Annotated in this window: 15 protein-coding genes; all 15 read left to right on the top strand. The window is 38.1% G+C overall.

Annotation, left to right across the window (positions count from 1 at the left end; translation table 11 throughout):
- Nucleotides 1–2 precede the first annotated feature (2 nt).
- Nucleotides 3–548 carry a hypothetical protein gene (locus tag AB3G73_RS03095; RefSeq protein ID WP_367742671.1) on the top strand — a complete coding sequence of 182 codons (546 nt, stop codon included), beginning with the start codon at nucleotides 3–5 and terminating at the stop codon, nucleotides 546–548.
- A complete protein-coding gene (locus tag AB3G73_RS03100; protein ID WP_367742672.1) occupies nucleotides 545–1,117 on the top strand; it encodes a hypothetical protein in 573 nt (190 codons plus the stop codon). The genes AB3G73_RS03095 and AB3G73_RS03100 overlap by 4 nt, the downstream gene beginning before the upstream one ends.
- Complete coding sequence (locus AB3G73_RS03105) at nucleotides 1,114–1,953, top strand: hypothetical protein (protein ID WP_367742674.1); 840 nt, start codon at nucleotides 1,114–1,116, stop codon at nucleotides 1,951–1,953. Before AB3G73_RS03100 ends, AB3G73_RS03105 begins: the two co-directional genes overlap by 4 nt.
- Entirely contained in the window at nucleotides 1,950–2,105 is a 156-nt protein-coding gene (locus AB3G73_RS03110; protein ID WP_367742676.1) for a hypothetical protein, read from the top strand. The genes AB3G73_RS03105 and AB3G73_RS03110 overlap by 4 nt, the downstream gene beginning before the upstream one ends.
- 49 nt (nucleotides 2,106–2,154) lie before the next feature.
- Nucleotides 2,155–2,676: a hypothetical protein gene (locus tag AB3G73_RS03115; protein WP_367742678.1), complete on the top strand. Its 522-nt coding sequence runs from the start codon at nucleotides 2,155–2,157 to the stop codon at nucleotides 2,674–2,676.
- Between the two features lie 2 nt (nucleotides 2,677–2,678).
- Nucleotides 2,679–2,867 (top strand): hypothetical protein, encoded by a 189-nt coding sequence (locus AB3G73_RS03120; protein ID WP_367742680.1) that lies wholly within the window; start codon nucleotides 2,679–2,681, stop codon nucleotides 2,865–2,867.
- 1 nt (nucleotide 2,868) lies between these two features.
- Nucleotides 2,869–6,822: a phage tail tape measure protein gene (locus AB3G73_RS03125; RefSeq protein ID WP_367742682.1), complete on the top strand. Its 3,954-nt coding sequence runs from the start codon at nucleotides 2,869–2,871 to the stop codon at nucleotides 6,820–6,822.
- Nucleotides 6,823–6,824: 2 nt separating this feature from the next.
- Nucleotides 6,825–7,406 carry a hypothetical protein gene (locus AB3G73_RS03130; protein WP_367742683.1) on the top strand — a complete coding sequence of 194 codons (582 nt, stop codon included), beginning with the start codon at nucleotides 6,825–6,827 and terminating at the stop codon, nucleotides 7,404–7,406.
- Nucleotides 7,407–7,788: 382 nt separating this feature from the next.
- On the top strand, nucleotides 7,789–8,274 hold the full coding sequence (locus tag AB3G73_RS03135; protein WP_367742685.1) for an RNA polymerase sigma factor: 486 nt from the start codon (nucleotides 7,789–7,791) through the stop codon (nucleotides 8,272–8,274).
- An 86-nt stretch (nucleotides 8,275–8,360) separates the two neighbouring features.
- Nucleotides 8,361–9,035 carry a hypothetical protein gene (locus AB3G73_RS03140; RefSeq protein WP_367742687.1) on the top strand — a complete coding sequence of 225 codons (675 nt, stop codon included), beginning with the start codon at nucleotides 8,361–8,363 and terminating at the stop codon, nucleotides 9,033–9,035.
- 159 nt (nucleotides 9,036–9,194) lie between these two features.
- A complete protein-coding gene (locus tag AB3G73_RS03145; RefSeq protein WP_367742689.1) occupies nucleotides 9,195–11,099 on the top strand; it encodes a hypothetical protein in 1,905 nt (634 codons plus the stop codon).
- A gap of 3 nt (nucleotides 11,100–11,102) precedes the next feature.
- Nucleotides 11,103–12,347 (top strand): hypothetical protein, encoded by a 1,245-nt coding sequence (locus tag AB3G73_RS03150; RefSeq protein ID WP_367742691.1) that lies wholly within the window; start codon nucleotides 11,103–11,105, stop codon nucleotides 12,345–12,347.
- 40 nt (nucleotides 12,348–12,387) lie between these two features.
- Nucleotides 12,388–13,035, top strand: a complete 648-nt coding sequence (locus tag AB3G73_RS03155) for a hypothetical protein (RefSeq protein WP_367742693.1) — start codon at nucleotides 12,388–12,390, stop codon at nucleotides 13,033–13,035.
- A 182-nt stretch (nucleotides 13,036–13,217) separates the two neighbouring features.
- The gene (locus AB3G73_RS03160) at nucleotides 13,218–19,382 is read left to right on the top strand and encodes a leucine-rich repeat protein (protein WP_367742695.1); all 6,165 of its coding nucleotides are present in this window, start codon (nucleotides 13,218–13,220) and stop codon (nucleotides 19,380–19,382) included.
- A gap of 11 nt (nucleotides 19,383–19,393) precedes the next feature.
- Nucleotides 19,394–19,771: a hypothetical protein gene (locus AB3G73_RS03165; RefSeq protein WP_367742700.1), complete on the top strand. Its 378-nt coding sequence runs from the start codon at nucleotides 19,394–19,396 to the stop codon at nucleotides 19,769–19,771.
- Nucleotides 19,772–19,784 lie beyond the last annotated feature (13 nt).

A 19,784-nucleotide genomic window follows, 5' to 3' on the forward strand; every position in this document is an offset into this window, starting at 1 on the left:
TTATGCTGATTGATGTTTCATATTTTACGTCAGGGCCTAGACACATCGAAAACGCTTCGGTCGCTGAAATGCCTTCACCCCAATCGCTTGCTGTTAATGAGGTTATAAACGGGTATATCAAGGCTTTTCAACCCGAATTTCTTCGTAATGTAGTTGGTGCCGGTCTTTCGCAAGCTATTACTGATTACCTGGAGATTATCGAGCAGGAAAAAGAAGCTGCTTCTGATGAAGTCGATATTTCAGAAGAAAAGGAAGAATCACAGTCAGGATATGCAGTATTGTGTGAGAAGCTGTGTGAACCGTTCGCTGACTATGTATTTTATCATATTCTTCGTGATGCAAACACCCAGGCTACAATAACCGGGCTTGTTCGCTTGAAATGTGTTAATGAATATGTTGCTCCTTTCAAGAGACAGGTTAGTACCTGGAATAGTATGGTCAAGAAGAATAAATTGTTTGTTGAGTGGGCATTGTCAGATGATTGTCCTTTCACCGGCATGAAAATAAATAAGAATCTATTGACTCCTATTAATACTTTCAATTTATGATGTACTTAGATATAACAGAACTGTTTGAAGAAGTGGTTAAAAAACTTCCTGAAAGGCTTGAAATTCTCTATCCTAATGGAAAAGGGGGCACTAAGGTTGTGAAGTCTCCGAAGTTGAATTACATCTTCGGCAATAGTCAATATGTCAAGGACATTTTAGATGAATACAGTCAGTCTACTACCCAGTCAGAAAAGAAGTTCCCACTAGTTGCGCTATTTACTCCAATAAATGAAGATAGAGGTGATCCGGATTATTTTTCAAAAGCAAAGGTTTCGTTGATTATTGCTTGTTCTTCCTGCAAAGAGTGGAGTAATGAAGAACGTAGAACCACTTCTTTCAAAAATATTCTCCGGCCAATTTATAAACGTTTGTTGGAGGTATTATATGAAGATTCCCGATTTGACTGCGACTGTGACGAGAATGTGAAACATACTTATTCAGAGAATTATTCATATGGCAGATACGGAGCCTATACGGATTCCGGTAAGGCTGTGAGCGAGCCGATTGACGCCATAAACATACGCTCGATGGAAATAAAAATTAATAATCTTAATTGTAGAAGAAAATGAGAAAGATTAGAACGTGTAAGGGTTCCCGGATGAACACCGGTAGTTCTGCTTGCAGCATCGACTGGAAAAAAGTCAAAGGCGCTATCCTTGCAGAACATGGCGTTAAACTCCCTGCTGATATAACAGGTGAGAAGTTGACCGAATTGTGCCATGCAGACCGCCCCGGACGTATTTACCCTATTTTGCCATTCCTGGAGTATGCCAAGAACGGTGGAGAACCCCAGGTTAACCCTATTGGTTACGGAGCAAGTGAGTATAACGGCTTGAGTGCTCAAACAGATACCTTCACATTGAAGAAATTCGATGAGATTCTTAATGCCCAGCTTTTGAAGTGCGCTAATAAAGGTTGGGATGTTTACTTTTGGAATCAGGATAATATGCTGATTGGCTATAATGACGGCACGGATATTCTTGCCGGTATCCCGATGTCTACTGTTTATCCGACAGTGACACAGTATCCGACCAGTAGTGCTAAATCTTCAATGACTGTCAGCTTCTCACACGAAGATGCTGAAGATAGCCAGTTGAACTTTGATTATGTTCAGTTGGATTTCAATCCAAAGAATTTCCTTAAAGGTGTGGTCGATGTTGTACTTGAGAAGATGGAGACTGAAAATGCGTACAAGATTATCGAAGTTGTCGGCGGCTATGACCGTACAGAAGAATTCGGTAGTCTTATTGCTGATGGTGCAGCCGAAATCATGAATAATGTAACTTCTGCTACATATTCAGATGGTATCATTACCATTGTTCCTAAAGCTGGAGCGGTTCCTTCGTTGAAAGCTCCTTCTGTGTTGTTTGAGAAAGGAATCAAAGGTATCGAGCAGGTAGCATGAAAGTAGATAACGTTACGTTCGTCGAAGCTGCTGTAAAGAGTATGACGAAGGAAGAGTTTATTAACGCACACATTAAAGTCGTGTGGAAGGGATTGAAGGAAGCTGACCGCAAGAAGAAGCTCTCCGAAGTGTATGATACGATAACTCAATAACCAACGGGCTGGGGTGTAATTGCAGCCCGGCCTATTTTATTTTCACTACATGGCGGATTTTGACGAATTATATAGGGTTGTTCATTCTATTTCTTCCGGTTTCAAGGAAGAGGTAGTCAAGTGCATGGAAGAGCATAAGAATGTACTCGTAGACTGCATTCAGGAACAGTTGTATTCAGGATTGGACGGTACTGAACACCTCTTGAATCCAGATTATGATACTGATACTTATTTCAATGAGCCCGGCCCGTGGCAAAATCGTGCTGAACAGTATAAACGTTGGAAAGAGAAGATAACTCCGCCGTTAAGAAGTGAAAAACTCTATCTACCACCGCGTCCAGTTGAAGTTCCAAACCTTTTTATAACCGGTACCTTCTATGATAGCATATTTGCCGATAGAATTGATTCCGGGCTTCGTTTCTCAACGAAAGGTTTCACGGACGGTACTTCTATTGAGAAAAAATATGGCGAGCAGATATTAGGAGTTGGAGATACAGCTAAAGAGTATTTCAGTATTATGTATCTCCGTCCCTGGATGGAACGCTTCTTCTCTGAATGTGGATATAGATAAAAATGGCTTGTAGTTGCGAGATAAAGAAAATGCAAAGTGAACTGGAACGTGTCAGTGACCTTGCAAAAAAAGCGGCCATCCTGGATGGCTGTATGTATGTCGTTTATCAGAAGGAAGATGGAACGTATGCTTTTGATAAAATCGGAGTTGAGATAAAAGGGAAGATTGTAGAATATAGACATTATCTGTAATATGGCTGAATTAAAATTAAAAGATTTCGTTGATGAGAGTGACTTACAGAAGTTGATAGAACTTGATAACACTATTGAGCGTGTCAGGGCTAACTATACTCATGCGGCACAGGAATTGGCTAAAGGGCTAAAGCTGAATGTCGAAGGAGTTGCTGACTTGGAGAAGTTGGGTACATTGTATAATACTCAAGCTAAAACAGCTAGCTCTGCATCCGCTGAACTAACCGAAGCTCTTAAAAAACAGTCTGAAATTACTCAAACTGTCAGCAAGAAGATAGAGGAAAAGTTGAATGTAGAGAAGTTGTCTGCTGCTGAACTGAAGAAACTTACTAAAGCGAGCTCGGACAATGCTACATCTTTGGAAAAAGCAGCTAAAGCGGAAGCAAATCTGACAAAAGCCCAAAACACAGGTAATGCTACACGTAAGAAAGCTGTTTTATCGGAAGAAGAACGGCTAAGGATTATCCGGAGTGCTATTTCTCTAACTAATCAGGAAGTACATAGCCGATCCCAGGCTAAAGAAGTAAACAAGCAGCTACAAAAAGCGGTTGATGTACTGAAAGATACAGATGAAAACTACATTCGCACTCTCGCCCGTCTCAATTCTACAATCGGAATCAATACCGATTACATAAAACGTAACTCTGACCGGTACTCACAACAGAAAATGACTATCGGAGCGTATAGAGAAGAAATTAAAGCAGCTATTATCGAGTTGGAGAATGGCAATAAATCTATGAAAAACATGGGAATTATTGCTCGAAATTCAGGTATGATGCTTCAACAACATATGGGCAAAGGATTGAGCCAGGTCGGTGCCGGATTGAAAGGATGGGCTGCCGGTTATATTGGTGCACAAGCTGTTGTAAGCGGTGTTGTTGCTCTCTTTACAAAACTTCGTGAGGGAGTAGGTGATATTGTGAAATTTGAATATGCTAATAGTCGTCTTTCTGCAATATTAGGTACTACTTCTGATAAAATAAAAGAGTTAACAGCCGACGCTCAACGTTTAGGTGCTACGACAAAATATACTGCATCTGAAGCTACTGAATTGCAAATTGAGTTAGCCAAACTCGGATTTACCCGAAAAGAAATAATAGATGCGACTGAACATGTTTTAAAATTTGCACAGGCCACTGGTGCCGAACTATCAGAAGCAGCTTCTTTGGCAGGTGCTTCGCTTCGTATGTTTAATGCTGATACAAGCGAAACTGAAAGATATGTGTCTGCGATGGCTGTCGCAACAACAAAAAGTGCATTATCGTTTTCTTATTTAGCTACTGCATTACCAATTGTTGGACCGGTTGCAAAAGCATTTAATTTCAGCATTGAAGATACTTTGGCTTTGTTAGGTAAATTATCTGATGCCGGCTTTGATGCTTCGATGGCTGCTACTGCTACCCGTAATGTATTTCTAAACTTGGCTGATAGTAATGGAAAGTTGGCAAAAGCATTAGGAAAGCCTGTTAAAACATTACCCGAGTTGGTTGATGGATTGAAGTTGCTAAGAGAAAAAGGAGTAGACTTGAATACTACTCTTGAATTGACAGATAAGCGTAGTGTTGCTGCTTTTAATGCTTTTCTCACTGCTGCTGATAAAATATTGCCACTTAGAGAACAGATAACAGGGGTAGAAAGTGAATTAGGAGATATGGCTCATACAATGGGAGATAATGTTCAGGGAGCTATTGCTAATTTGAGCTCTGCCTGGGAAGCCTTTATGCTCTCTTTTTCTGAATCAACAGGTCCTGCTAAAGAATTTCTCAATTGGATGGCTGATAAGATAAGAAGTATTGCTAATGATTTAAAATCTCCTGAAGAAAAAATTGAAAAAATAGATTATAATTTTAGAGCACTTGCCAAAAAGGATGCGAACAAAAAGTTATTAGAAGTAGAAAAAGAGTTCCAGGCAGAATATAAGAGACTTATTGATGCTGGAGATACAGAGGAGCAAGCATATACGAAGGCTGTTATTCAAATGAAAAATAAACGTATAGAAGTAACAGCCCAGGAGCGAGAAGCTTTAAAACGGATGAAAACAGGTGCTCAATATGCGACATCTGAATTTGAAAATATGTCTTGGATTAAAAACGGTGCTGCTAAAATGTTTAGCTATTATACTTCAGAAGCTGAAAAGGCTGATAAAGCACAGTTGGAGTTCTCTAAAAACTTGTTCCGAATAGCATCTAGTGATGACTTTAATAGTGGACTTGATAAAATTGCAGAGAAGTTTCGTCCACAAAGTAACGATGAAGATAATCCAGGAGTGAAGATTCTCACTGATAAAGAAAAACGTGAACTGGAGAAAGCTGCTAAGGAAAAACAAAAGATTAAGGAAACCTATCAAGAGTCAGAACTCGCTCTCATGGATGAAGGCTTAGAGAAAGAATTGGCTAAAATAGGTGTTGCCTATTCTAAGAAAATGGCTGCTGTCAAAGGTTATAGTAAAGAAGAAATTGCTACTCGTCAGAACCTGGCACAAGAAATGCAGGATAAGCTAGATGAATATGCAATCAAGTACAACTCCGATCGTGAAAAGAAAGATGTGGATAATGCTCTTTCCATCGTCAAAAAAGGCTCTAAGGAAGAATTAGACTTAAAGTTACGGCAATTAGACCTTCAGCGTGAAGCTGAAATCACTGCTGCTGAAAAAACAGGTGAGGATGTATTTCTCATTGATGAAAAGTACGCGAAGAAAAAACAGACTGTTTACGAAAAATATGCTTCAGACCAAATCACATTGATTGCTGATAATGCGGCAGCAGAGCAAGTGATACGTGATAGGCGGTATCAAAAGGAAATGACTGCTGCTGCTGATCAGTATGCTAATGATTTGAAGTTAGGTAAGGATTCTGTAAAAGCTAAAGAAAAATACGAAAAAGAGAAGTATCGGATAACCCTTGAGTATACGAGGAAAACTATAGAAGCGGCGATTGATGCTTTGGAAGCAGAATTGGCTGTTGATAATTTGAGTGTGGAAGAAAGAGCTAGTATAGAAGAGAAACTGGCGAAGTTGAAAGCTGACCTTGCTAAAAAAGAAGCAGATGCTGAAATTGCTGCTATTGAAAGTGTCACAAAAGCTGATGATGAAGCGAAAAAGAAACGCATTCGTAATCTTCAAAAATGGCTTCAAATAGCATCGCAGGCTATTGGTGCTATTGGCGACCTTGTTTCAACGATTTACGACGGTCAGATAAATGAAATAGAAGAGGAACAGGATGCTAATGATGAGAAATATGAAAAGGATGTTGAACGTATTGAAAATCTTGCAGAGACTGGAGCTATTTCAGAGGAAGAAGCAGAAGCTCGTAAACGTGCAGCTAAAGTGCAGACTGAAGCAAAGAACAAGGATTTGGAAAGACAAAAGCAAGAGATGGCTCATAAACAGGCTGTTTGGGATAAGGCCACGAGTGCTGCTCAAACAGGAATTGCCACAGCAGAAGCTATTATGACAACTATTGCTAATATGGGTATGCCCCTTGCTATTCCATTTGTTACTGCTGCTGCCACCATAGGTGCCATTCAAATAGCAACTATCCTCGCAACTCCTATTCCTTCTTATGTAGAAGGTACGAAAGATTCTTCCGGCCATTGTGGTGGTACTGCACTTGTAGGAGATGGCGGAAAGCATGAAGTTATCATGTATTCCGGAAAGGCGTGGATTACTCCTGATATTCCTACATTAGTGGATATCCCCAAAGGAGCGCAAGTATTCCCTGATGTTGATAAGGTTGATATTTCTAGTTTTGATTTCCCGGATTGGGATTTGCCTACATTCTCACCGTCATACTTTAGTTCAGCGGATTCCAGTAATACCATTGTTTTTAATGATTATTCCCGGTTAGAAAAGAGACTCGACAAAACTAATGCTCTTTTATTGCGAACTATGAGAATGCAGCATCAGGATGCTAGTAACCGCGAATTTGAAATGTATATGTTATCTAAAATGAAATAGATATGATAGAGAGATTAAACCAAATATCACTGAATGATTTTATAGAGTTGTCTTGTGGAAACTATAATTGTTTGCTATTTGATGGCGAAGCTGCGACCAAAGAAGAACTGAAGGAGAGAGCCACAAAGTTGATTGTAGATTACAGGAACATTGTTAATCCTTCCGGTATGAAAGCTCTTATACTTGATAAAGAAGATTTGGTAAAGGAACGCGCCCGGTTATTAAGCCTTCGCATTTGTCAAACACTCATTTCTATAAATTGCTTTGATGATGTTCGTGAAGTTCTAAAGCTGTTTGATGTAGATACCCGGAATATGTCCGAAGAACAGCTAATATTTAAAATAGATAATATGCTTCGTTCTGCCATCTTCGAGCGAAAGAGGAACGAAGAAAGACGGAAAGAAGAGGGAGAAGAGAAGAAGGCCACTCCTGAACAAATTCGTTCTTCATTTGATACTGAAATAGCCTTTCTTATGACTTACTTTAAAATGAATATTGATTCCCGGATAATCAATGCTGCTGTATATGCAAATATCGTCCATCAGGCTGACGTTGATATCTCAATTCGAAAAAGACAGACATAGCAAATCATGTTACATATTCATGTTGATTCAATTAATTTTTAATTAAAGCGAATTTTTCATGCGGTCGTTAGTAATTCCCTTTTAGAATCACAAACGACCTTTTTTATGAGTAAAAAAAACAGAGCATGTTGCATAAATCAGCATTTATGCTGTAATTTATTGTCAAAACTGCAAACATTAGAAAACAAGTGTGACCGGATAAGTCTACAATTATCCGAAGTGAAAAACCTAATCACCTCTTTGCCCCCTAGCGAGGTAGATACTCTTATTGATTCGATAGAGCGCACTGCTCAAGAGATGTATGAGCAGAGTGTTAATCATCGAAAGTACGTTGAACAATGTCTTAATGGGAACAAGCTACACATAATTGGGAGGGCTGATAATGAGTTTTGAACAAACATTATTAGAAATATATCCCTGGATATTTCGTGTAGCGAAAAGGTTTTGCTCATCAATACAAGATGCTGAAGATTTAGCGGGTGACACTGTGTATAAGATACTTCAAAACCAAGATAAATTTGATTGCTCTAAACCAATGAAACCCTGGTGTATTGCTGTCATGCAGAATACTTACATAACTCGTTATAATCGAAACTCCCTTATTCATTTTACCGGGTATGATTCGGTTGAGGAAAGTATAGCACTTGATTATACCTATGAATCCGTATTGTTTAATGATCTATTATTAGCAATAAGTAGATGTGCACAGAAGTCACGGTGTATTGACAGTGTGATGTATTATGCTGAAGGATATTCTTATGATGAGATAAGTGAAATCCTGAATATTCCTGTTGGAACCGTTAGAAGTCGTATTTTCTCCGGTCGAAGGTTGATACTTCAAGAAATTGGTTATCTATCAATGAAATAAATGTTAATTTTTTATAGATTTAGATTTATTTGCTGTAATAATGTCTATTTTTGTGAATTACGCAAATTTAAAATAAACAAACAGAGATGGATAATAAAAGGCTTACTTACATTTTTTCTTTAGTTGGTATATTTATTTTTATGCACTATTATTGTTCCCTTGATTTAATCTGGCATTTTTTAGGTCGATTTGATTTAGATATTGTGAGTATAATCTCATGGGAAGATATTCAATTTTCAATAGCTTCAATAACTGTAAAGCTTATTTTTGTTCTTTTTCTTTCATACTTAGGGATATCATCTGTATTAATACCTATTTTAGATTCTTGTAATAACACTAAAAAAACGGTGAGTCAGAAGAATAAGTTGCTAATTATTTATATTGCAGCATTGTTTTTTGTACTTTTCTTTGTTTTTAATATGTGGTATAAGCCATATTCAGACTATATTATGTTCCCTGTAATCTTATTTGGTGCAGGTTTTGCTTATTATAAATATAGAATCTTAGACATTATATTGTTGTCTTTAGTTTTTATTGTTATGATTATATTTTGTAATTATACTAAAAATAAGTCTGACACTTTATATTCTAATGATGTAAAGTTGGAATTAACTGATGGAGAAGTTATCGAAACTGATGACCAACATAACTTGATCTTTTTTGGAACTAAATATGTAATCATTCAAGTTGATTCGATTAGTGCAAAATTATATCCTACAAATAGGATAAAAGAGGTAGAATGGATTAAACATAACAGATAAAACCAAAAGTTACTATTTATTTGAATTAACACTAAATGCCTTGATATATAAGTGTTTATGATGGAATGTTGCAAAACGCAATTTTCAAGATTTTAGCCAATCGGGAAACCGGTTGGCTTTTTCTATATATTTGCTCGTGAACGTTCAAAACGAGTTAAAATGCTTTGTAAATACGTACTAACTGTTGATAATATCCCTTATGATATTCCGCAATCCTGTATTCAGAATTGGGATGAAATAAAATTTTCCCGTAAACGATCAGAGTTAGAGGGAATAACTAGGTCTTTTACTTCAAAGTTTCAATTTGTCGGTGAAGCTTATAGCCTTCTGTTAAATCAGTATTTAAGTAAATATCTAGCTTCAAGTGCCGGTATTACCGTTTATACTATAACCAATACTCATACCTATGAGGAGCTCTTCAGTTGTATGCTTGATTTTTCCTCTCTGTCTTATGATGGCAGGGTGATTAATATGAATTCAATAGATGATAGTATTGCGAATATTATTAAAGCTAGTAAAGGAACACAATATGAGTATGCAGTAAGTGAAATAAAAGAAACATACCAACTTTATTATGATAGATTACCATATGTTGGTAATGTTACTCACTATTTAGGAGGAAGAACTCTTGAAAATGGTAATCAGTATGTAAGTCCTGTAAGTGGAGGAGATCATTTTATGACTCTTCCAATGTACGTTGGAAGTAGTGAGATAGTAAGCGGCAGTGGGATAGAGGTAAGAGACGTAGGTGCTGGGAGTAACTTGGAATCGTGTCTGATTTCTTCTTCCAAAAGTATGTCTGTCAAAGTCTCAATAAAAGGTGTGTTCTGGTGGAGTGGATCTTCTCTTGCTGCTGGTGTTCAGTTAAAAACGAAATCCGGTACACTTTTGAAAGAATGGAAAGGCGGCTGGGATGGAGACTCTATTTCTTTGAGTTGGGAAAGTGATGTTGCACTATCTGCTGGTGATGGTATTGTTTTACTAGGCTATTATGAATCAAAGTTCGCAGAACTTTATTTTACGAAACTTGATGTAACAATGACGTTTCCCTCAAAGGGATTGCCTATTCCTATAGATACAATAAAACCTATTACTATCTTGAACAGGTTACTGAAAAGTATGAATGAGGGAAAGGATGGTATTTTAGGTGAAATAGCTTCAGGTGTTGACTCTCGTTTAGATGATAGTCTTATATTGGCTGCTGAAAGTATTCGTGGAATACCTGAAGCCAAACTATATACTTCTTACACTAAGTTTGTCAATTGGATGGAGGCAGAATTTGGATTTGTCCAAGTGATTAAGGGCAATACTGTATTATTTGTGCATCGAGACGATTTATTCAGCAATAATAATGCAAAAGACCTGGGGAGTGACTTTTCTGACTTCGAATATAAGGTAGAAGAGTCCAGAATGTATTCTCGTGTTAAAGTAGGATATGATAAGCAAGATTATGAGAATACGAATGGACGTGATGAATTTCGGTTTACAACTGAATATTCAACCGGAATAACCATTACAGATAATGTATACGAACTCATTAGCCCTTATCGTGCAGATGCTTATGGTATTGAATTCTTGGTACAAAAGAGAGGTAAGGATACTACGGATGATGAGAGTGATAATGATGTTTTTTTTGTAGGAGCAAACCTCACTGGTAAAGAGTATATGTTGATTAGAACTGGCTGGGATGTAAGCGGTGTACTTGATCCTAAAACAATGTTCAATTCAATGTATTGGCAGGGGGCTATGTTGAAAGCCAATGCCGGTTATATTGGTATGTTCACGAAAATATTGCGTTATTCTTCATCAGAGGGTAACAGTGATGTTTCTGTTAATGGTGTAGGAATGAAAGATGATTTTAACATAAAGGATGGTATCATTACTTGTGGGGATGTTTCTTTTACAACTTTCGATGATGATATTCCTCAAACGGATGATGAAACGATTAAAATTCAAAAAGACGGTTTAGTCTACGAGGGCTACATCAAAGAAGTGAGTAGTGTGATTGAGAGAAACGATGGAGTGAAGTATGATTTATTTGTCCGTTCAATATCAAAATCTTAGAATATGATTATAAGTCCATTTACACCACTGTTTTTTTCTCCGTCTACCGATAAATTTGGTGCGAATAGTAAATATGTACAATTATTCGCCCGTACAGATCGCATTTTTATTGAACTGATTTCTAATCCTAAAGAGCAGGAACCTGTCGTTTATATTAATAATCTTCTAAATGACGCATCTACCCCCATTATATTAAGCTCATGGCAGATGAACGATGATAAGATTATCTATTTCTATAATATATCATTGCTTCCATGTGGATACTATAATGTAGCTGTAAATGGGAAAACCAGCGAGATGTTTAAGATTACAGATGATGAACACGAGCTTTCCGAAACAACTCTTATCCAGTATTCGATGAAAGACAATAAGCAGCGCCTTGATACTGTTTGGTGGATTGATGGTATGCAATATTTCTTTGATTTTCGTGTACCCGGAGGCTTCAAGGATGGAGGTTGGACATTTGGGGTTGATAACGAGCAGTTCATTACTTCAGATGAGGATATTGTAGAGTTATACAGTCATGAATACACCACCATGCTATTTACTTTGGGGAATGCTATGGGATGTCCAGTATGGTTTGCAGAGTTATTAAATCGTGTCCTATGCTGTAATTATGTCTATTTCGATGGGATTCGATTTGCCAGGAAGGAAAGTAATGTTCCGGAACTGAATCAACAGATCGAGGGGTTAAAAAGTTTTGTATTCAATCAGATTCTACAGAAAGTAAGAACGATGAGCCCCGTTTTAGAATGGACTAATCAAGTGTCTATGAGAAGAGCCGATGCGGATGCATATAGGATAACATCAAATGATGGAGAATTGAGAAGTATAAAATCAGGAAGTGAAATGGTAGAAGAATATACGGATGTAATAACGGGTAAACTGTATATCAACTATATAAAGATTATGACTGGTAATTATACCTCTCACAATTATCATTGTAAGGTAATATTGGATAAGCCTGCCAATGGTGATGTGACATTTATAATACCATTTAATAAGATCAGTGGAGAAGTTATTACTCCAGAGATTAATCAGATTACCATTACCTTGAATTATTATTCAGATGAAGCTACATTCTCGCAAAAAAGGATATCCTACAATGTCAATTTATTACCTGGAGATATATTGAAATTCTTGAAAAAGACTGATGACAGTACTTTTTACGAGGTGACTTGGGATGGTGAGTTTGTTGATACGTTCCCTGTTGCTCCTGATGAAACTTCTGTTCCGGGATCAATTTGATATGTAATAAAATGGTTTAGAACAATAAAAGTAGAATAAAATGACAGAGTCGGAGAAACAACAAATTGTTAACCTTGTACTACAAGCACTAAAGACAAATAGTCTATCAATAAATCAGCTGACAGATATTGATCGTTTACCTGATGACGCATATATTGAGATAAGTGGCGGACGTAAAATATCAAGTACCACTTTAATGAACATGTTTGAATCATGTTTGCCCGGCATTGATGTATTATGCTCATTTGGTAATCGTGTAGATGCCGTTATTTGCCAAGACTTCTTCACTAAGCAGGTAAATGGACGAGTAATAAATAATATAGATATATCCCAGCTGAATTCGCTTAATTCAATCAAATCTGTTGGGGTATATCATGTTTTGCAAGATGAGCAACCGTTTGCAGAATTAGTTGTATCAAGTGGTTCGTCTGGACATACAATAGTACAATTTCTGTTTGGGAACTTTATAGAAAATGAAAAAGGAAGTCTATCTGCTAAAGATGGGGAAGCTTCTATTATGTACCGAATATATAATATTTCTGCTAATTTATCAATATCTCGTGGTACATGGGGGAAGTGGAAACGTTACGGACAAAAATATGAGATTTTGAGCGAAGAAGAATATGATGCTTTATCCTCACCTGATTCAGAAACTTTCTATTATACATTTGAGGAGGGAGATACATGATTTACAAAAATGGGAAAGAAATTACAGCAATTTTTATAGTTGGGCGTACAATATCTGCTGTATATAAAGGGACTGTTCTTGTTTGGGAGGCTATAAATTCCTGCTTTGGCAAGGGATTCTGGATAAATGAGAAGTCATGGAGCAATGAAGATGGTTGGAAGAATAAAATAAAATTTTAAATTATGGCAAATAAGGTATATAATGAAAAAATAGATAAGCACCAAGACTGGGGAGGTGACGATAGTACAGGTGGTTTACCCGTTGCCGGTAGCCGTGTGCAGGAATTTATCAAAGAGCAATTAAACGGAAAAGCTGGCATCTTCTATTACGACAGCTCTAATAACCGTTATATCGTCTTTTCTGATGCAGAGAACCGGGATACGTATCTGGCAGATACAACCAAGACGGATTTGATAATCGGAACATTCGATGCTCCATTCAATTACTCGGCACAAATAACGATGTCTTCTCCTACCTATGTGGCAATTCTCGCAGATACGAAGAACAACTACATAGACTTTACGTTCGACACGATGAACAAAAGTGGTCAATCAGTAGGAGAAGATGTGATCTGTACTTACACTTTCATCAAAGGTGGGAACAAGAAGATCGTAACGGAGAAATACAGATATGGTCAAGCGGTACATTTTAAAGTGGATGACTACATATCAACAGGAGCCAACGCCATTACTGTCGGTATTGTAGGCCAGAATACTCTTGCTGCCACCGCAATAGGTATTACTTATCAGGTAGTCGACTTGAAGTTGTCTGATACCTATGATATTTCCCAATCTTATAATCTTGTGAGTAATCCATCCTCTACCGCCGCTATCCCGTATGCGGTGTCCGGATATGGAACAAAGGTCATGGAGTGGTATCTTGATTACAAGTTACTTGACTACGTAAAGGTAGAAGATGAAATAGTCGATGTATCAACTACCCGAACCAAATATATTCCTCTAGCTAATCTTTCACAAGGTGCTCATAGTCTCCAGTACCGGGCATACACGATACTGAACGGTGAGAAGTTCTATTCAGACATTATCTATCACGATCTGATTGTAATAACAGGTGCTAACAAGAACCCTGTTATAGGTGTATCTGCCATCATTCCGGTGGGTAACGATATTGTCACGGGCAATCTTCAGCTCTTTGGCATTACACAGTATATCCCGTATGAGCTAAACTTTGCAGTCTATAATCCTCAAACGGTCGCTTCAACAAATGCAACGGTCGCCATCGACGGTAATACGGCTTCAGTGGTACAGACACACAACGGAGAACAAGCTATCTACTCTCTTCGTCCTGATGAATATGGTCTGAAAACACTTACCATCACAGCAGGGGAAACGGTATATACAGTAACCCTGAATATCACTAAATCATCCATTAGCCTCGCACCGATTACAGACGGCCTTCAACTTGACCTGATGGCTCTTGGCAAATCGAATAATGACGTCAACCGTGAAGAGTGGCTTTATGGTCTTTATTCCGCTACCTTCAAAGGTTTCAACTGGAATAATACTTCTGGCTGGGTGAATAATCGGTTGGTTATCAATGCAGGTGCTTATGTTGATATCAATATTTCCCCACTCGCATCCGATCCCATCAACCTGGGTCGCACACTTGAATTTGAATTTTCTACTGAAAACGTGTCGGATGATGACGCTATAATCTGTGATCTTCGTAACGAAGCCGGAACCGGCCTGCTGATAACCGCATCAGAAGCAATCCTAACCAGTGCCGGAGGTAGTAGGGTAGGTACAAAATTTAAAAGCGGTGAGAATTACCGTATCACGTTTGTTATCAATAAGAAAGCGGGAGCGACCAATAAGGGTTTACTCTTCATTTATATCAACGGTAAGTTTTCCGGTTCGGTAAACTACTCCAGTTCGGACAATTTAACGAGTGATAGAGTCCTGCGTATTGGTGATACTATTAAGGCAGATATACATTTGAAAGCACTCCGTTTCTATAATTCAGTACTTAGTTCTGACCAAGTGCTGAATAACCACATCCTTTATCGTGACACGACTAGTGAGATGTTATTTCTCTATGAGAGAAACGATGTTTATGAAGAGGGTACACAGAGTCTCTCTGTCGATAAGCTGGCCAGACAGTGCCCGGTTATGATATTTACAGGAGATATTCCCGCTCTGGAAAATACGACTGACAAGAATAAGACTATCTATGTAGATGTTGACTATATCAATATGCAGGAAACATGGCGGTCTTTCACAGCAAAAGATATTCGGCTACGCCCGCAAGGTACATCCTCTATGGGTTATCCGAAAAAGAATCTACGACCGTACACCGGATATGGACAAATGTGGGATAACATGGGAAATATCATCGTTGACGGACTGTATTCATTTGTTGACCGTGCGCAACCTGTAAATGTGTTTTGTTTGAAAGCCGATTATGCCGAAAGCTCCGGTACACATAATACCGGTATTGCCCGTCTATGGAATCAGGTTATGACGAACGCACAGATCAATGGTGAGTATGTCCTTCGCACAGAAGCCCAAAAAACGGCTATCGCTAACAACTATCCTTATGATGTCCGGACGACCGTAGACGGTTTCCCGGTGAATGTATTCTACCGTCTGACGGCAGACAGTGAGTTGATTTACATAGGGAAATATAATTTCAATAATGACAAATCAACGGAGAGTGTCTTCGGCTTTCGCGATATTCCGGGATTCGACAATTCAAAGGTGCAATGTTGGGAGGTCTTAAATAACGGTAACCATCTTGCACTCTTTCAGGACATGGACAACTTCGATACTGAATGGGATCAGGCTTATGAAGCCCGTTATCCGGACAAGAACACCAATGTCACGGACTTAAAGACGTTCTGTGAATGGGTGGTATCTACTAAGGGGGATATTGAGAAGTTTAAGACAGAGAAATGGGAGCACCTGGACGTGTACAAGGTAGCAGCCTACTATATCTATCTGATGCGATTTGGAGCCGTCGATCAGGTGATTAAAAATGCGATGCTTATGTCAGAGGATGGCATGAGATTCTTCTTTATCAACTACGATAATGACACTATCATAGGTGTGCGTAATGATGGTCTTTTGATTTATAATTATGATATTGACCGTCAGACAATCGACACTTCCTTCTCTGCACTAGTATACGCCTATGCCGGGCATGAATCAACTCTTTGGAATAACCTTGAAGCTGATGACGAGTTCATGCGTATTGTGTCAGAAGTAGATAATGCATTATATATTGCAGGCTTGAGTTATGAAAAGACGATTGATATGTTCGACAATCAGCAATCCGGTAAGTGGTGTGAACGGGTGTATAATCAGGATGCTCAATATAAGTACATTGAACCATATACAGATAGTGGTATCAATAACCTATATATGCTTCAGGGTGCACGTTCCGCACACCGTCGCTGGTGGTTGAGTCACCGTTTCGACCTGCTTGATAGCAAATTCGTGTCCGGAGCATATAAAGCAAAATCAATCGAGTTTAAAGCTGCTAACGCTCCGGCTGGACTTGAATTTAGTATCATGTCCGGAAACGACATTTTCTATGGGTATGGTCTGAATAACGAAGTTGTAGAATCAGGCGTACGTCTTCCGGTCAGTCAGTCTCATACATTCACTAGTAAACAAGTCATTAATGTGGGTGACCCTGTCCGTATCTATTCGGCTGTCAATGTTCAGGAGCTGGATATTCATAATTTCATAGAATATCTTTCGACACTAAATATTGCAGAGGTATTCAATTCCACGGTTGGTACGAAGTTGAAAAAACTTGTGATGGGTGTGAATACTGCAACTGATAATCGGAGAAACACTTCATTGTCTGATATATCAGGATTGTTACAGGCAAAGAGGCTTGAATACCTTGATATTAGCGGTTATCAGAACATAACCAGTCTGGATTTATCGGCACACGCATATTTCAAAGTATTGAAAGCGTTTGAGAGTGGGTTAACTTCTGCAACCTTTGCTTCCGGAGCATCGGTTAATACGTTAGAACTTCCGGACACAATGCAGACGATCTACTTTGATAATCTTCCCAATCTCGGTTCCGGATTCAGCATCAAGAATTTCGGTAGGAATGTCCATAGCATCTTTATTCGCAATTGCAGCCGACTGAATACGAAGGACTTTATCTTTAACTGGAATGCTAACCGGTTGAGTGATGGTGCTTCATGTATCATCACTTTAGAAGGGATATCATGGGCTGGTGTGAATGCGAATGATTTAATTTCTTTGGGTAGTATAAAAGATGCTGGTGGTACTCTTTCTTTGAAAGGTATGATTGCACTTGTCTCTGTAACACAAGACCAGTTGAATAGCATTAAACGCATATTCGGCGATGATTGCACCACTTTAGGCAGCGAACTTTATATTAAGGCTCCTGATGGTGTTTTTGTAACCGGTCCTGTCGAACTATTAGAGGGAAATTCTGCTCAATATAGTGCGTCTGTCTTTTCAGACAATGTTGGAACTGTTGAGTATTATATCTACAATGGAAGTTCTGAAGTATCTTCCTATAATGGAGTCACGATAGATAAGGCTACTGGATATATGACTACTGCTATTACAGGAAGTGATAGAACCATCACTGTACGGGTAAAACATCTGCCAACACAGGGAGCGATAGTACGCGGAGAAATGCAGGTTAAAGTCAATAAGTTGATTTTCCCTACAAGTGCTACCATATCCGGCCAACAACTGCTAAATTCCACCGGAAACGCCAGATATGATCTGAAGATAAATACACAAAATGTTAATGGTGGATATACAACAGAATGGTCATTATCTGGGGATGCTTTTGAACAAGGATTGGTCGTAATAGGTGCTCAATATAAAAGTTATTGTATATTGAACGTGTTGTCTACTCCATCCGAATTATCTACTTTTGAATTGATAGCTACTCTAAAGAAAGATTACAATAGTCAAGTAACAGCTAGTGTTACTTCTTCTATTGATTTATTCATTCCAGGGGTTATTATGACTAAAAAGTCGAATCCTGAAGTTCTACAATTGTGTTATAATGCGGGGTGGTGCGCTAGTCAGGATTATATGACAGAGTTAGAGGCTAAAGCTGTATCTGATATAGGAAAAACATTTTATTATGAAAATGTTAAAACATTTGAGGAATTGCGGTATTTTACAGGATTAACGAAGCTAGGTGATAGTTGTTTCCGTAATTGCTCAAAATTGGCTAGTATTGTTATTCCTGAAGGTGTAACTAGTCTGGGTGATTATTGTTTCCAAGGTTGCTCAAATTTGACTAGCATTGATATTCCTAAAGGTGTTACTAGTTTAGGTTATGCTTGTTTCCAAAGTTGCTCTAACTTGACTAGTATAGATATTCCTGAAGGTGTAACAAGTATAGGTGATAGTTGTTTCCAAGGTTGTTCTAAATTGACTAGTATTGATATTCCTGAAGGTGTAACTAGTATAGGTAATTTTTGTTTCCGAAGTTGTTCTAAATTGACTAGTATTGATATTTCTAGTAGCGTAACTAGTATAGGTCGTAGTTGTTTTTATGGTTGTTCTAATTTGGATAACATAAAAGTTTCAAATGATAATACTAATTATTCTAGCATAGATGGAACTTTATTTAATAAGAACAAGACTACTATCATCACTTATCCTAGTGCTAGGTCTAACGAATATATTATTCCTGAAGGTGTAACTAGTCTGGGTGATTATTGTTTCCAAGGTTGCTCAAATTTGACTAGTATAGATATTCCTGAAGGTGTTACTAGTATAGGTGATTATTGTTTCCAAGGTTGCTCAAATTTGACTAGTATAGATATTCCTGAAGGTGTAACTAGTCTGGGTAGTAATTGTTTCCAAGGTTGCTCAAATTTGACTAGTATAGATATTCCTGAAGGTGTAACTGGTCTGGGTGATTATTGTTTCCAAGGTTGCTCAAATTTGACTAGTATAGATATTCCTGAAGGTGTAACTGGTCTGGGTGATTATTGTTTTGATGGTTGTTCAAAATTGACTAGCATTGATATTCCTGAAGGTGTAACTGTTTTGGGTCATTATTGTTTCCTGTCTTGTTCTAATTTGGATAGCATAAATATTCCTGAAGGTGTACCTAGTCTGGGGAATAGTTGTTTCCATGGTTGTTCTAATTTGACTAGTATTACAATAAATAGACATATTGCTCCGAAATTATCTAATAGTAATATTTTTGGTAATTCATCTTCCAATTACACTGGGCGTAATACCTATGACCAAGGCACTAACATTCTTTATGTTCCTGCCGGAGCGACTGGATATGACACTGGCGTGTGGCTCGACCCTCTCTGCAATGCTGAAAAATGCGGCTTCACCATCAGTTATACACTTTAAAACTAATAATCATGTTTACAAAAGGAAATATAATCTATGCAGATGCTTTCAAGTATCTGAAACATAAAGAAAGAAATGTCATTGCACTATCCATTAAGGGTAGTGCAGATGATTATGAAGAGTTTCAAATGAATAATCCTCTGGATGTGGAAATATTCGGAAAAATGGTCTTTTGGAATAACCGGAAATTCGCTAACCGTCCGGACCGCATGACGAGAGATGGAGTCAAGACGAGTATTATACATTCACGATACTCTAATGATGACCAGATCGCTATCATGCTGAATAAGGATGCGAGCGAAGAAGATGCTATGTATTATCAGAAAATGCAGGAATGGAGGGAATTTGCTGCTTTGATTGCAGGGAAAATAGATTTCTCTGCTAAATAGTATTCACTTGATA

Origin of the sequence: Bacteroides sp. L008 (assembly GCF_040812255.1) — a bacterium.
Taxonomy (GTDB): domain Bacteria; phylum Bacteroidota; class Bacteroidia; order Bacteroidales; family Bacteroidaceae; genus Bacteroides; species Bacteroides vicugnae.

What these genes read in the sequence shown, in the direction of transcription:
- AB3G73_RS03100 (WP_367742672.1), top strand. Translation starts at nt 545, where the DNA reads ATGATGTACTTAGATATAACAGAACTGTTTGAAGAAGTGGTTAAAAAA.
- AB3G73_RS03165 (WP_367742700.1), top strand. Translation starts at nt 19,394, where the DNA reads ATGTTTACAAAAGGAAATATAATCTATGCAGATGCTTTCAAGTATCTG.
- AB3G73_RS03140 (WP_367742687.1), top strand. Translation starts at nt 8,361, where the DNA reads ATGGATAATAAAAGGCTTACTTACATTTTTTCTTTAGTTGGTATATTT.
- AB3G73_RS03120 (WP_367742680.1), top strand. Translation starts at nt 2,679, where the DNA reads ATGGCTTGTAGTTGCGAGATAAAGAAAATGCAAAGTGAACTGGAACGT.
- AB3G73_RS03125 (WP_367742682.1), top strand. Translation starts at nt 2,869, where the DNA reads ATGGCTGAATTAAAATTAAAAGATTTCGTTGATGAGAGTGACTTACAG.
- AB3G73_RS03160 (WP_367742695.1), top strand. Translation starts at nt 13,218, where the DNA reads ATGGCAAATAAGGTATATAATGAAAAAATAGATAAGCACCAAGACTGG.
- AB3G73_RS03135 (WP_367742685.1), top strand. Translation starts at nt 7,789, where the DNA reads ATGAGTTTTGAACAAACATTATTAGAAATATATCCCTGGATATTTCGT.
- AB3G73_RS03130 (WP_367742683.1), top strand. Translation starts at nt 6,825, where the DNA reads ATGATAGAGAGATTAAACCAAATATCACTGAATGATTTTATAGAGTTG.
- AB3G73_RS03150 (WP_367742691.1), top strand. Translation starts at nt 11,103, where the DNA reads ATGATTATAAGTCCATTTACACCACTGTTTTTTTCTCCGTCTACCGAT.
- AB3G73_RS03155 (WP_367742693.1), top strand. Translation starts at nt 12,388, where the DNA reads ATGACAGAGTCGGAGAAACAACAAATTGTTAACCTTGTACTACAAGCA.
- AB3G73_RS03095 (WP_367742671.1), top strand. Translation starts at nt 3, where the DNA reads ATGCTGATTGATGTTTCATATTTTACGTCAGGGCCTAGACACATCGAA.
- AB3G73_RS03115 (WP_367742678.1), top strand. Translation starts at nt 2,155, where the DNA reads ATGGCGGATTTTGACGAATTATATAGGGTTGTTCATTCTATTTCTTCC.
- AB3G73_RS03145 (WP_367742689.1), top strand. Translation starts at nt 9,195, where the DNA reads ATGCTTTGTAAATACGTACTAACTGTTGATAATATCCCTTATGATATT.
- AB3G73_RS03105 (WP_367742674.1), top strand. Translation starts at nt 1,114, where the DNA reads ATGAGAAAGATTAGAACGTGTAAGGGTTCCCGGATGAACACCGGTAGT.
- AB3G73_RS03110 (WP_367742676.1), top strand. Translation starts at nt 1,950, where the DNA reads ATGAAAGTAGATAACGTTACGTTCGTCGAAGCTGCTGTAAAGAGTATG.